Annotated in this window: 15 protein-coding genes; 2 read left to right on the top strand and 13 right to left on the bottom strand. The window is 64.9% G+C overall.

All coding sequences use genetic code 11. The features are described from left to right. Positions 1–77 precede the first annotated feature (77 nt). Both U5782_RS03695 and U5782_RS03690 read right to left on the bottom strand, forming a co-directional pair. Positions 78–1,289 (bottom strand): CoA transferase, encoded by a 1,212-nt coding sequence (locus U5782_RS03695; protein ID WP_322042439.1) that lies wholly within the window; start codon positions 1,287–1,289, stop codon positions 78–80. Positions 1,290–1,300: 11 nt separating this feature from the next. Beyond that, positions 1,301–3,061, bottom strand: a complete 1,761-nt coding sequence (locus U5782_RS03690) for an acyl-CoA dehydrogenase family protein (RefSeq protein ID WP_322042438.1) — start codon at positions 3,059–3,061, stop codon at positions 1,301–1,303. Between the two features lie 165 nt (positions 3,062–3,226). On the opposite strand from U5782_RS03690, the gene U5782_RS03685 reads away from it, so the two are divergent. Together U5782_RS03685 and U5782_RS03680 are read left to right on the top strand one after the other, a co-directional pair. Further along, entirely contained in the window at positions 3,227–4,102 is an 876-nt protein-coding gene (locus tag U5782_RS03685; RefSeq protein ID WP_322042437.1) for a LysR family transcriptional regulator, read from the top strand. 212 nt (positions 4,103–4,314) lie between these two features. After that, positions 4,315–5,967 carry an FAD-dependent oxidoreductase gene (locus U5782_RS03680; RefSeq protein ID WP_322042436.1) on the top strand — a complete coding sequence of 551 codons (1,653 nt, stop codon included), beginning with the start codon at positions 4,315–4,317 and terminating at the stop codon, positions 5,965–5,967. Positions 5,968–6,071: 104 nt separating this feature from the next. On the opposite strand, the gene U5782_RS03675 is transcribed toward U5782_RS03680, so the two are convergent. The 11 genes from U5782_RS03675 to U5782_RS03625 form a co-directional block, all read right to left on the bottom strand. Further along, entirely contained in the window at positions 6,072–6,398 is a 327-nt protein-coding gene (locus tag U5782_RS03675) for a RebB family R body protein (RefSeq protein WP_224011525.1), read from the bottom strand. 59 nt (positions 6,399–6,457) lie between these two features. Next, on the bottom strand, positions 6,458–6,784 hold the full coding sequence (locus U5782_RS03670; RefSeq protein WP_322042435.1) for a RebB family R body protein: 327 nt from the start codon (positions 6,782–6,784) through the stop codon (positions 6,458–6,460). A gap of 28 nt (positions 6,785–6,812) precedes the next feature. Next, positions 6,813–7,136 (bottom strand): RebB family R body protein, encoded by a 324-nt coding sequence (locus tag U5782_RS03665; RefSeq protein WP_065061677.1) that lies wholly within the window; start codon positions 7,134–7,136, stop codon positions 6,813–6,815. Between the two features lie 71 nt (positions 7,137–7,207). Continuing rightward, positions 7,208–7,855 carry a hypothetical protein gene (locus U5782_RS03660; RefSeq protein WP_322042434.1) on the bottom strand — a complete coding sequence of 216 codons (648 nt, stop codon included), beginning with the start codon at positions 7,853–7,855 and terminating at the stop codon, positions 7,208–7,210. Beyond that, entirely contained in the window at positions 7,848–8,051 is a 204-nt protein-coding gene (locus U5782_RS03655; protein ID WP_322042433.1) for a hypothetical protein, read from the bottom strand. Before U5782_RS03655 ends, U5782_RS03660 begins: the two co-directional genes overlap by 8 nt. A 93-nt stretch (positions 8,052–8,144) precedes the next feature. After that, positions 8,145–8,585, bottom strand: a complete 441-nt coding sequence (locus U5782_RS03650) for a lysozyme (RefSeq protein ID WP_322042432.1) — start codon at positions 8,583–8,585, stop codon at positions 8,145–8,147. Positions 8,586–8,620: 35 nt separating this feature from the next. Continuing rightward, on the bottom strand, positions 8,621–9,256 hold the full coding sequence (locus tag U5782_RS03645; protein ID WP_322042431.1) for a hypothetical protein: 636 nt from the start codon (positions 9,254–9,256) through the stop codon (positions 8,621–8,623). Continuing rightward, positions 9,253–10,344 carry a PHB depolymerase family esterase gene (locus tag U5782_RS03640; protein ID WP_322042430.1) on the bottom strand — a complete coding sequence of 364 codons (1,092 nt, stop codon included), beginning with the start codon at positions 10,342–10,344 and terminating at the stop codon, positions 9,253–9,255. Before U5782_RS03640 ends, U5782_RS03645 begins: the two co-directional genes overlap by 4 nt. Beyond that, entirely contained in the window at positions 10,332–10,799 is a 468-nt protein-coding gene (locus U5782_RS03635; RefSeq protein ID WP_322042429.1) for a hypothetical protein, read from the bottom strand. The genes U5782_RS03640 and U5782_RS03635 overlap by 13 nt, the downstream gene beginning before the upstream one ends. Positions 10,800–10,892: 93 nt before the next feature. Further along, positions 10,893–11,720 carry a hypothetical protein gene (locus U5782_RS03630; RefSeq protein WP_322042428.1) on the bottom strand — a complete coding sequence of 276 codons (828 nt, stop codon included), beginning with the start codon at positions 11,718–11,720 and terminating at the stop codon, positions 10,893–10,895. Between the two features lie 62 nt (positions 11,721–11,782). Beyond that, positions 11,783–13,198: a patatin-like phospholipase family protein gene (locus tag U5782_RS03625; RefSeq protein ID WP_322042427.1), complete on the bottom strand. Its 1,416-nt coding sequence runs from the start codon at positions 13,196–13,198 to the stop codon at positions 11,783–11,785. Positions 13,199–13,234: the final 36 nt, after the last annotated feature.

The raw sequence follows: 13,234 nt of genomic DNA, 5'->3' as shown, positions 1-13,234 counted from the left end.
TCCTTTAACCTTGGGGCTTGTCGAGCCGGTTGAGACCGGTCTTCTGTGTCGTCCTCGTTGTATTCGCAAGCGGCGCGCTATCCCTTCACGACACCGGCTTCGAAGAGCTTGCGCTGCGTGGCCGCGTCGATACCGAGCGCGTCCAGCACCTTGCGTGTATCGCCGCCGAGAGCGGGCGGCGGCGTGCGATAGGTCGCGGGCGTGCGAGAGAGCTTGACCGGCGCGCCGGTGCCGCGATAACCCTCCATCTCCACGAGCATCTGCCGATGCCTTGTGTGCGGATGTGCAGCCACGGCATCGACGGTCTGCACCGGCCCGCAAGGCACGCCTGCCTGAATCAGTTCGCGCGCAAGCGGCTCGCAATCGTGCAGGGCAAGGCGTGCTTCGAGCGCCGCCTTTAATTCGGGCCGATGCGCGCAACGGCTGCGATTGTTGGCAAAGCGCGCGTCGTCGGCGAGGTCGGGCACGCCCAGATGCGCGCAGAGTTTGGCGAACTGACGATCGTTGCCTACAGCGAGAAAGATTGGTGCGGTGCCCGTTGCATAGCTGTCGTAAGGCGCGATGTTGGGATGGGCGTTGCCGCTGCGCTGGGGCGTGCGACCGTTGCCGAAGAAGTTCGGCAGATGCGGATGCAGCAGCGAAACGCCGCAATCGTAGAGCGCAATGTCGACCGATTGGCCGTGGCCGCTCTTCTCGCGTTCGGCCAGCGCGAGCAGAATGCCGGCGAGCGCATTCAACCCCGTCACCATATCGACGATAGGCAGGCCAATGCGTAGCGCGGGGCCATCGCTTTCGCCGTTCACGCTCATGAGGCCGGCCATCGCCTGAATCACCGCGTCGTAGCCGGGCAGGCCGCCGAGCGGACCGTCCGGACCGAAGCCCGAAATAGCGCAATGAATCAGACGCGGGAAGCGCGGCTTGAGATCGCGGTCGTAGTCCATGCCCCAGCGCGCGAGGGTGCCGGGCTTGAAGTTCTCGACCAGCACGTCCGCGCCTTCGAGCAGTTGCCACAAGATCGCGCGCCCTTCGTCGCGCGACAGATCCACGGCTATGCCCTGCTTGTTGCGATTCACGCCGACGTAATACCACGCGGTGTCGTCAAGGAAGGGCGGACCCCAGCCGCGCGTTTCGTCGCCATCGGGTGGTTCGAGCTTGATGACTTGCGCGCCGTGGTCCGCGAGCGCCTGGGTGCAGTACGGGCCGCCCAGCACGCGACTCAAGTCGATCACGCGCAGGCCGTGCAACGCGCCATTCACGCGAGACGATTCGGATGACTGATGATGTGTCATGACGTCGATCCTCACTGCGCAGGCAAGAGCTGCATCGCGTCGGCGAGCGGCATCGGTTGTTCGTCCACCAGCGCGCGCAACTGCGTGGCATGATCGTCGCGTTCGTCGAGGGCGAGCGGGTCGCGCGGCAAGAGCTTGTGGCGCACGATCAGGTGAGCGAGTGCGAGACGCCGGTAATCCTGCGCCTCGCGCGAAACCTGCGCCGCCTCGCACGCCATGAAAGCCGCCGTGGTGGCGTGGTAGAGCGCGCTCGCGGCCTGGCGCACCGATTCGTCGCGCCCGCATTCGGCCACGGATTCCAGCGCGGCCGCCGCACGTTCGAAGCCGGCGCGCAGCAGCGCCGCGCTGGCATCGGGCAGACCGGCTTCGGCGAGTTCCGCACGCACATGACGGCCGAGCGCATCGAGCGCGCCTTCGCGCTTGGCCGCGCGCGCCACGTCGAGCGCCACGATATTGCTCGTGCCTTCCCAGATCGAGCCCAGATGCGCGTCGCGCACGAGGCGCGGATCGCTCCATTCCTCGATATAACCCACGCCGCCGCGCACTTCCATGGCGTCGCCTGTGACGCGGCGCGCGTCGCGGCAGGCGCGGAACTTGATGAGCGGCGTGAGAATGCGCACGCACTTCGCGGCCAGTTCGTCGCCACGGTCGGCTCGCGCGAGCAGCGTGGCGATGCGCATGAACATCGTGCGCGCCTGCTCGGCGGGCAGCATCATCTTGAGCAACTGGCGCTGCATCAGCGGCATCTCGATCAGCTTGCGGCCAAAGGCCTCGCGATGGCGCGCCACATGCAGCGCCTCGGTCAGCGCGCGACGCATCAGGCCCGCCGCGCGTACACCATTCGAGAGCCGCGACATGTTGATCATGTCGGCCATCTGATGAAAGCCGCGCCCGACCTCGCCAATCAGAAACGCCTGCGCGCCTTCCAGCACGATTTCACCGCTCGCCATCGACCGGCTGCCGAGCTTGTCCTTGAGACGCACGATGCGATACGTGTTGCGCGTGCCGTCAGGCAGCGTCTTCGGCAGCAGAAACAGCGCGAGGCCCTTGATGCCGGGCGGCGCATCGTCGGCGCGCGCGAGCACCATGGCGAGTTCGGCGTCGGCATTCGAGCAGAACCACTTGTCGCCGTAAAGACGCCACACATCCTCGCCGCTTTCGCCCGTGCTGCGCACTGCACGCGTGGCGATACGCGCGACGTCGGAACCGGCGGCCTGCTCGGTCATGAACATCGCGCCTTGATAGAGCGTGTCGAAGTCCTGTGAAGCCAGCATCGGCAGATAACGCGCGATCAATTCCGGCGTGCCGAACTTGCGCAGCGTGCGCGTGAGCGAATCGGTCATGCTTACCGGGCAACACAGACCGAACTCGGCCTGCACGAACAGATACGTAAGCGCGTATTTGACGAGCGGCGCGGGCGCGTTCTCGCGATGGCTCATCGCAGCGAGACCGAGTTCCGCGTAGGCGACGCGTTCGAGCGCGACGTAATCGGGATGTTTGTCGATCTGCTGAAGCGGTTCGCCGCGCCGCGTGCGCTGCCGCAGTGTGGGCGGATGGTGATCCGCGACCAGGGCGAGTTGGTCAAGTTCGTCGGAGGCGCGCTGGCCGAGCGACACGAGTTGCGATTCGATGGCCGCGTAGGCGTCCTCGCCCAGGTAGCTGCGCAGCAGCGGGGCCAGACCGGGGTCGCTCGTGTAGAGGTTGATGCCGCGGCTGTCCGGAATATTGGCCGCGCCATCGGCCTGTGCGGCGACGGCGGAACGATCGCTCATCGAATTGTCTCCTGGGTGGCTGGGTAGGCGGCTGGCGCAATGCGATGCCGCGATATTGGGACCTAGCTTAGGCAGCGTGTCGATAACCGTCCAATACAACTGATGTCCTGTACGATAAGCGCCATCTATCGTTAAAGATCGGCAAGAACGACAGGAGACACCGCGATGGAACTCAAGCAACTACGCTACTTCGTTGCCGTGGCCGAGGAGTTGCACTTTGGCCGTGCGGCGCGACGGCTTTTCATCTCGCAGCCCGCATTGAGCTTCGACATCCGCAAATTCGAAGAGCAACTAGGCGTGCAATTGCTGGAGCGCACCAACAAGGCGGTTGCGCTCACGAATGCGGGCTACGTGCTGCTCGAAGAAGCGCGGCGGCTGCTGGAACAGGCCGATGAAGTGCGCCGTATTGCGGAGCGTTCGGCGCATGGGCTCGCAGGGCGCTTGCGAATCGGCTTCGTCAATTCGATGCTGTATCGCGGGCTGCCCGAGGCGGTGCGGCGCTTCGAGGCCGACCATCCTGCCGTGGAAGTGGTCTTGCGCGAGATGAATACCGCCGAACAGGTGCAGGCCTTGCAGCGCCTGCAGATCGATCTGGGCTTCGCGCATTGGGGGCGCTTTCCGGCCGAGGTACAGTCGGAGGCGCTGTTTTCCGAACCCTTTCTATGTTGCCTGCCCGCAGGGCATGCGTTTGCGCGCAAGCGGCGCATCGAGCTGGCGTCGCTCGCGCGTGAGCCGTTTATCCTGTTTCCCCGCTCCGTGTCGCCGCATTACCACGATCAGATCATTGCGACCTGTGTGGAAGCGGGGTTCAGTCCGCAGATACGCCACGAGGCGCGTTTGTGGCAGACGGTGGTGACGATGGTGGAGTTTGGAATGGGCGTCGCGCTCGTGCCGGCTGCGTTAGGCCGCATGGGCGGCGAGCGCGCCGTGTTCCGGCCATTGACGAGCAATCCTTATGAATCGCAGGTGCTCAAGCTTGTGCGCGCAGGCGAGCGCGACGCGATCGTGCAGGGATTTGCCGGGTATTGGGTGCGGGCATAAGAGCGCTTCCTTGCGCCGCCATGCCCGCGAAACTCCCGCAACGCTCGCATCCGAAAGTCATATACTGGCTCGATCATCCCGCTGTCTGTGGCGCTACTGCGCCAGGCGTTCGCAAACGTCTGCGCTGCTCGCTTGCGCCAATTCCCTGGCGCCAGACAGACGTCCTGAAACCACATGGACCGCTTCCCCTCAACTTTCTGTTGGACGAAGCCATGCTGACAATCGACGACCTCCGGACGATTCCACTGTTTTCGACACTCTCCGACGAAGACCTGGAGCAGCTCACGCACACGTGTGCGGACCTGCATCTGTGCGCCGGTGAGTTCGCCGTTCACGAAGGCGGCGAACGTGCGCTATACGCCGTTCTGACCGGCAAGATGGAAGTGATCAAGACGTTCGACGGCGTCGAGCGCACGCTGGGTTGGCGTCTGCCGGGCACGATCTTCGGCGAAGTGCCGCTTGCGCTGAGTTCGCCATTCCCGGGCGCTTATCGGGCCGCGGAGCCGTCGCGCGTCATGCGCGTAGAAGCTCAGCGCTACTACCAGCTTGCTGCGGCGTCCCCCGACATTGCGTTCAGGATGGGCGCCCTTGCGCGCGAGCGCATTGGCGGGCTGCAAGGTCTTTCCGCCGAGCCGCCCAAGGCCCGCGTGACCATGATCGGCGATCGTTGGGACACGGCGTGTGCGGCGCTGCGCCAATTCCTCGCCCGCAACCAGATCAGCTACGACTGGATGACGCCGGATGCGCCCGAACTGAAGACACGCTGGCCCGGCGACTGTCCGCCGGAGCAGGACTGCCCGGCCTTGCGACTGGTCGACGGGACCGTGCTGAGCCGGCCCGCGACGCGCGAGCTTGCGGAGTTGCTGGGGCTACAGACACGCCCGCGCCTGGCCGAATACGACACCATGATCATTGGCGGCGGCCCGGCCGGTCTCGCGGCGGCCGTGTACGGTGCATCGGAAGGCTTGAGTACGGTGGTGCTGGAGCGCGAAGCGCCCGGCGGCCAGGCCGGGACTTCTTCGCGCATCGAGAATTACCTTGGCTTTCCCAACGGCGTGTCGGGCGACGAACTGGCGAGCCGTGCACTGCAACAGGCGAGGCGGCTAGGTGCCGAGATTCTGGTGACACGGTCGGTCGCCCGCATCGATGTCGCCGCACGTAGCGTTCATCTCGATGGAGGCGAGGTCATCCGCGCCCGCACGATCATTCTCGCAACGGGCGTCACGTGGCGTCGCCTCGCGATCGACGGCTTCGACAGGTTGATCGGCAAAGGGATTTACTACGGCGCTTCACGCAGCGAAGCGAATGCCACTCACGGGCTCGACGTCTATCTGATCGGCGGGGGGAACTCGGCCGGTCAGGCCGCGTTGTACTTCGCCAATCATGCGCGCAGGGTGACGCTGCTCGTACGAGGCGATTCGCTGGAGAAGAGCATGTCCCGCTACCTCGTCGAGCAGATTCACGGCAAGGAGAACATCGGGGTGCAACTGCGCTCTGAAGTTATCGGTGCGTGCGGCGATACGCATTTGACGTCGATTGACATACGCGATGGGCTGAGTGAAACGGTGTCCCGTCACGACTGTGGTGGATTGTTCGTGTTCATTGGCGCCGATGCTGAGACGGAGTGGTTGCCGGTCGAAATCGCCCGCGATGCGCGCGGCTATGTGCTCACCGGCGACGATGTCGTCAAGGCGGGGCGCTGGTCCCATAACCGCGATCCCTACTTGCTCGAGTCGAGCGTTCCAGGCGTGTTTGCCTGTGGCGATGTTCGGCTGAGTCCCGTCAAGCGGGTCGCGTCGGCGGTCGGTGAGGGCAGCATGGCGATTGCCTTTGCCCACAAATATTTGCAGCACGACGGTAGATAGTACGGAGTGCGATAAAAAAGCCCTGCGGCGACGCACACGCGCAGGGCACCGTGGACGTTCCGCCGCCGGCGCACGTACGCCGCTGGCGACGGAACGAGGGGAACTCAGCGATTCTGGAAGCTTTGCAGCACGGTGAGCAGGCTCGTCAGGTTGTCGGCCACGCCGCCCTGGGCGACCTTCTCGGTGGCGGCCGCACCCGCCATCGTGTTCATGCTGTAGATCTGCATCACGCCTTGATTCGCGGCGGCCTGCGCCAGCGTGTTTTGTTGCTGCTGCGCCGAGACCGCGTTCTCGAACAGAATGCCGGTCGAGTGCGCCATGGTCTGGTAGATCGAGCCCATCGCCATCGCGGGCGCTTCGCCGAGCACCTTCACGTTCGATTGCGTGACGGCGTCGGTGATCTGGTTGTTCACGGAAGTCGGGAAGCTCATGTCGGGTTCTCCTTTGACGAAATGGTCAAATGCGTGGTCAGCGCGCGCTCAAGGTGCGCTCAGCGGTTCTGGAACGCCTGCATGGTGGCGAGCAGGCTGGTCAGGTTGTCGGAAACGCCGGCCTGACTCACCTTTTCGGTGCTGGCGGCGTCGGCCATCGTGTCGACGCTGTAGATCTGCATGACACCCGTGTTCGCGCCCGCCTGAGCGAGCGTGTTTTGCTGCTGCTGCGCGGAGACCGTGTTCTCGTACAGAATGCCGGTCGAGTGCGCGAGGCTCTGGAACAGCGATCCGAGCGCGAGCGCGGGTGCCTGGGCAAGCACGTTGACGTTCGCCTGGGTGACGGCGTCGGTAATCTGCGCGTTGACTGAGGTGTTGTAGGCCATGTTTCAGCTCCGGTGTCGGGGCAGTCGATCAACGGCGGAACGATTGCAGCACGGTGAGCAGGCTCGTCAGGTTGTCGGCGACGCCGCCCTGCGCGACCTTCTCCGTGCCTGCCGCGCCGGCCATCGTGTCCATGCTGTAGATCTGCATGACACCCATGTTCGAGGCGGCTTGCGTGAGCGTGTTCTGTTGTTGCTGCGCCGAGACCGAGTTCTCGAACAGGATGCCCGTGGAATGCGCCATCGTTTGGTAGAGCGAACCGATGGCCATCGCGGGCGATTCGCCGAGCACCTTGACGTTCGATTGCGTGACAGCGTCCGTGATCTGGTCGTTGACTGAGGTCGGGAAAGACATGGTGTTGCTCCTTTCGGTTAAAGAGTGAGTGCACGGCGCCGGCGGGCGGCGGTGCTGCGCGTCGCGCCGTGCTACTGCATGGACGAGCCGTCGCGCGGCTCGTGAACACTACTTGCCTGCGGGGGCTGGGTGTTTTGCGTCGCCGTGCCGACGTCGTTCGTGCTGCTGCTGTCGAGGCCTTGCGCAGCTTTCGCTGCCTCTTGAGCGTTCATGCGCTGGATCAGGTCCTGCAACTGCAAGACGAGGGGGCCGAACTGCTGGTTGAAGCAATTTTCGACTTCCTGCTTCGCGAGCCCCGCGAGATGCGCGGCGATCTGCGTGAGCGCGAGCTGGTTGCCCGGCTGCAATTGCGCGAGTTCCGGGTTGAGATTCGCGGGGCGTAAATCGGCTAGCGTCTTGCAGTTTTCGAGCAACGCGAGAATGGCCTGCTCCTCTTTATCCTGGACTTCGAGCGCCTGGGTGGAACTGGCCTGGATCGTCTCCAGGATGGCGCGCATGCCGGATGACGCTTGCGCCTGACCCTGACCGATGGCGAATTGCGTCTGACGGCGCGCCTGCTCGAAGCTGTCGAGCGAGCCAGCCGCAGGCGTCGCACCGGCCTGGCCCTGGAAGCCTTGCTGGAGCCGCAACAAGGTGGCTTCTTCCTGCGCTTCGAGCGTGCGGCTCAGATACTGCTCGGCGATCTGGCGCAGCGCAGGGTTGAGCGTGGCGTCAGCCATGACTCGTGTCCTGCTGCTGCCCGCCGATGAACGGCCCGAGCGCGCTGCGCACCGACAACAAGGCGTGCAGGATGCCGAGGTACTTGTTGTCGTCGTGGCCAGCCGAGGCGTTCAGGATCGATTCGCCCCATTCGGCCAGATGGCTGCTGAGCAGTTTGGTGGCGACATCGTGGAGCTGATTCAGGTCGTGTTGCATGGTGGTTTCTCCAGAAGCGATAGGGAGGGGACAGACGCCGGACGCGCACGTCCGTCATGGTCAGGACGTTGCGTGCGCACCGGTTGTGAATGCTCAGCTGGCAGGCGGCGTCAGGAACAGCGCCTGTTCGGCCTGGCGTCGTTTGAGCAGTCCCGACAACTCGCGGCCGCCGGCCCTGTCCCAGCGCGGGAACTGATTCGCGGCGGCCGTGTAGTCGCCGCCATTGAGCTCGCGCAGCAGCGTCGACTGGCGAAGGTTGTCGAGCCCGAGGTTGTAGCTGAAGCTCACGAGCGCCGAAAACTGGTTCGCATTGAGGGGAACCAGCGCGAGGCGGCTAACGCCGCTTTCGAAGCGTGCGAGGTCGTCGGCGAGCAACTGGTCGGCTTGCGTCTGCGTGATGACGAGACCGGGCGTCACATCCGCGCCCGTGTGGCCATAGCCGATCGTCAGCACGCCGACGACGTCGGCATAGGCAATCAGGCGACGTCCTTCGTAGTACTTGATAAGGTCGAGGCCAGCGGAGTTGATTTTCATGGTGGTTCCTCGTTGCGTGAGTCGCGGGGCTGGGGTCAGGCGGCGTCGCTTGCGTTGACTTCGGCGTCGCCGCGCTCACCGGGATCATCGTCGAGCCATTGCTGAAGGCACTCCAGAAACGCGGGTGAGATAGCGCTGAACCATTGCATTAGCGCTTCGTTCTGCGCGTCCCATTGGCTGCGCGCCGCCTGCTGGGCCTCGTTCGCGATCAGCGCGGCGTCGGCCTGGCCGCGCGCATCGAGCCATTGCGGCAGCAGCGCGAAGCTTTGCGTGCGCCACTGGGCGGCCGCGAGGAGTTGTGCGTCGAGCCACTGCTTGCCGAGTTGATGCGCAGTCTGGGCGACCTGCCGGCCGTATTCGACGAGTCCTGCCGTGTCATTGCGCAGATGCCACGTGCGCGGCCACTGCCATGCGCTTTCTTCGACGCGCTCGGCAAAGGCCTCGCGCCAGGCGAGCGCGGCCTTCAATGGGGGCTTCCATTGCGCCGCTGAAGGCAACTGGGCCGCCATCATGGACGCAAGCACGGAACTCATAAACGGTTCGAAAAGCGGACCCACGACCGGTCCAAACAACGTGCCCGCGAGCGGGGCGGGTGCGGGCAAGTCCATCGCGCCCATTGCGTCTGCGCCATCGGCGACTGCCCTGGCGCGATTCGAAGTCGAGGCGTTCATCGTGCATCCTTTACATTGCGGGCGCTGAGAAGGCGCTGGACCATCGCGTCGATGGCAGCCATCTGCGGGGCCGATTTCGTGTAGAAGTCGGGCTGCGCGGGATGGTTGCTGGTGTAGCCCCAGAAGTCCCAGCAGCCCTTCGGGTTGCGGCGCGCATCGGTGCGGATCTGCGGATAGAGCACGACGATGCGATTGCTGTCCGCGAGTTCGTTGTAGCCCGTTGTCGTGAAGAAGCGATCGCCCAGGCGGCTGTCCTCCTGCGTGCAGCCGTGGAAGACCACATGCACGCGGCAAGTCTGCGTGAGGCAATCGGCAGGTATGTAGACGTGGCCCACGTCGGAAAGTCCCGTGCGCTCGCGCTTGAAGAACTCGGTCTGGTCGAAGTCGAGCAGCTCGCCGCCCAGTTTGGGCGAAGGGGGCGCGAGGTCGCCGTAAAGCTGGCGCAGGATGTTGTGCGATTGCACGAAATTGCAGTTGTTGAGGTTGGGCGGCGCGTTGGCCGAGCAGGCCAGATCGGTGCGGTTCGCGGTGATCAGCGCGTGACCGGCGTTGATGTTGTCGACATAGGCGACCTGCGCATCGGGTACGCCCGCGCTGCGATAGAAGGCGCGTGTCTGCGCGACGACCTTCGGCAGTACGATCTTGTCGGAGGCGCCCGTGAAGATGTAGAGACGCTGGCGCTTGAGGTTCGCGACGTCGTCGATCACGCCGTTGGCGGCGAAGCGCTGCGCGGCCTTGAACGCAGAGGCGCCGGACGGCGCCGTGCCCATCGGCGTCATGCACAGCGTGCTCGCGGTGATCAGAAAGCGATCGGGGCCGCCGTTCGGATTGAGACCCGCGCAGTAAAACGGGCCGCCCGCGACGATGCCGGCGCCCGCAATGCTGTGCGAGTACGCGACGCTGAACTGCGCCGCCATGAATGCGCCTGACGACAGCCCCGAGACGGTGACCTGCTGTGCGTCGGCGGCGAGGGCGGGTAAGGGCGGCGCGTCGGCCGCATGTGCGTAGTCGCTGGCCGCGGCCAGCATGCCAAGCGCGCAGAGGGTCGCGGCGGCGAGACGTCGTGACAGAGGGGTTAGCGAATCCACGGTGCGTTCTCCTGTTGGGTGGGGGAAGAAGGTTGATCCGGTTTCGGTTCGTGGCGATGCTTCTGATGCTGCTTCTGCAACTCGTTGATGCCTGACCAGCCGATGAACAGCAGGCCCATTTCGGTTGAACTGAAGGTATAAGGGAGGCCGGCCAGCACGCCCATCGCGAGTCCTTTGGCGAGCGCGACGCCAGGCGAGTCCGTGTCGACTTTCGATTGCGTGAGCGTCGTGCTCACCGTGGTGATGACGAACAGCAATAGCCCCACGATCAGCAGGAAACGTGCTTTCTGTTCGAGCGGCATTTGCTTGGCCATGTCGAGCAGCATGCCGTCCCAGAGTTTGTCGACCGATACGGTGACGAGCGCAGACAGCAGATGAATCGGACTTCGGCTCAACGACGGCAGTCCGACCGTGCGGGGCGCTTCGGGGCGCAATTCCGGTGCGGGGGCAGACATGGCGGTCGATCCGTGAAAACTGCGACGAGGTTGCTGAAAGGAACGTGTATTCAAGGGCGCTGTGAAGCGATGCGTTGAAACCCGTCTACGCGCTTACTCGCTGGCCGAAGCGTGAGCGATATCGTGTATCGCTTCGACATAAGGTGAATCGGATACCGAAATATCGCCATGAAATGGCGCGTCGTAGACGAGCGTGGCGGCGAGCACGAGCGAGACCGACATCGCGATGCCCATGACCAGAAGAAGATGGAGCGGGCGTTGCGGAATGTGCATGAGCCAGCCGAACACGATGAGCGTGAGTTCGCCGAGCAGGTCGACGACCCAGATCTCTATTGGGATCGTCAGGTCGGTGTTGACGAGCCGCGCATGGCGCGCGGCGAACAGGTCGTCGAGTTTGCGCTCGGTGATTTCGAGCCACGCGAGTTCGCGTGGGTTGGCGGGCCGGAATGCGCCGATGGCGCGGCTTACGTCAATCAGATCGGCGGATTCGGGCGCGATGTCGAGTCCCGCGCTCTGGCGCGGCCATTCGATCCGCACGACGTGGTCGAGATACTGGAGCAGCGGCGCCTGCACGGCGCGCGCGAGTTCGGGCGCGCCCTGGGCGGCGACGCGGTAGAGCGCAGCGCCCGCATCGGCTTCGCGATTGACGGCCTTGACGGCCGCGTCGAAGTGATCGACGGCGCGCGCGAGCATCGTCGCGATCACGAGGCCGAAGAACACGCCGACCACGGCCATGATCGTGCCCAGTTCGCCGTTCTGCGCATGCGGCTCGCGCGGTCGCAATACAGCGCGTGCGAGGCCGTAGCCCGCGGCGGTCATGAGCAGACCGAGCCCGGCCCAGCCCGCGAATTGCAGGCCCGATGGAATGGAGATGAAGCGGATCAGCACGACGGCACCCGATATGACGAGATGTGACTGCATTCCGTGTGCTCGCGCGCCGCGCGCGAGCACAACTGAAGCGCCAGGCTAACGCGTGCGGGCGCTTACAAGCCGCCCCAGATGCCGCCGCCGCGTTGCGGCGCGGCCTGCTGCACGAGCAGCGCGAGATTGCGCACGATGCTGCCCGCGTACTCGTCGATGGCGTTCTGCACGCTGCTACCCGGGGTGCCCGTGGGGATTTCAGCCGTCAGCGAAATGGGCGCGTCCGGCAACTTGCTCGCGTAGAAAATGCGGTAATCGCCCTCGGGTTTCATGCTGAAGCGGAACAGCGCGCCGTGTTCGGTTTTTGCGGCGGGCGGCGTGCGGCAAATGTCGCGTCGCGCGCGCGCATAGAACGAGTCGTTGGCGGGCACGACGATGGTCTTGTGCGCCGACGGCAGCATCAGGCGCTGCACGATCGACATCTGCCACCAGGACGGCAGGCTGCTCGCTTCGTCGCCGTCATTGAGGCCGATCGCGAGTATGTCGCGCTCGGCGGTCGGTCGTCCGATGATGCTGTCCGCGAAGATCGGCGCCTCGATCGGCATGTTGCTCATGCAACCACCGTCGGTGTAGAGGAAGTCGCGCAGCGATGGCGACGGCCCGAGCGTCGACGCGGCGAACAGCAGCGGAAAGGCGCCGCTCGCCTGCGCGGCGGCCAGCAGGCAGACGCCTTCATGGCGCACGAACGCTTTGTGGACCGGATTGCGTTCGGACGACCACGTGCCCGGCGGCAGCAGCGAAGACACGTAGTTGAGCGAGCCGAACGTTTCAGCGAGCGCCGCGCTGTCGACCTGCGCCGGATAGAGCCGCGTGAGCGTGACGCTCAGGTGTTTCCAGCCGGCGTCGATGCCCGCCTCGCGCAGCAGCGTGACGATGCGGTGATGCGTGCTGACGAGATAGCAGCCGAAACGCCGCAGATCGCGCAGACCGGTCGTCAATGCCGCGCGCAGCGCGCCGATGTGCGGGCCGCCCGGGTCCACGTCGTAGTCCCAGAAGCAGCCCGTGCCGCGCCCGTGCAACTCGTTCAGGTAATAGCGCTCGCCGTCCAGCGTGAGAAAGCTGTCGCCTTTGTCGTCGAGGTCGATTTGCTCGACGATGCGGCGCATCAGTTGCAGCAGCGCGGTTTCGGCCCAGATCATCAGCACCGAGGGAATCGTCGAGCCGTCGAGCTTGTCGGCGGTGTAATCGAAGACGGTCGTCGCGCGGCTCGCGGCGATGTACGTTTCGCCGCGATTCGCGAACGATTTGGTCGCGAACGGCAGGGCTTCGGTGATGGTCGGCGAAAGCTGCGCGATCGCGTCGGGCGTGCCGCCGAGCGCGAGGATAAAGCCGGTCAGCGCACCCGCGCTTGCGCCCGCGACGTGGGGCACGGCGCGCAGGTCGATCTGGCGGTCGCGATGCAGTTCCTGGAGCGTCTTGGGGTAGACCACACCTTTGGCGCCGCCGCCGCCCAGCACGAGCGAGTGAAGGTCGAGCATGTCGTTCTCCTGATCAATGGGGATGTCGATGGGACG

Origin of the sequence: Paraburkholderia sp. J67 (assembly GCF_905220265.1) — a bacterium.
Lineage (GTDB): Bacteria > Pseudomonadota > Gammaproteobacteria > Burkholderiales > Burkholderiaceae > Paraburkholderia.
The sequence above is the reverse complement of the archived record's forward strand: the minus strand, read 5'-3'. Positions and strand labels throughout refer to the sequence as shown.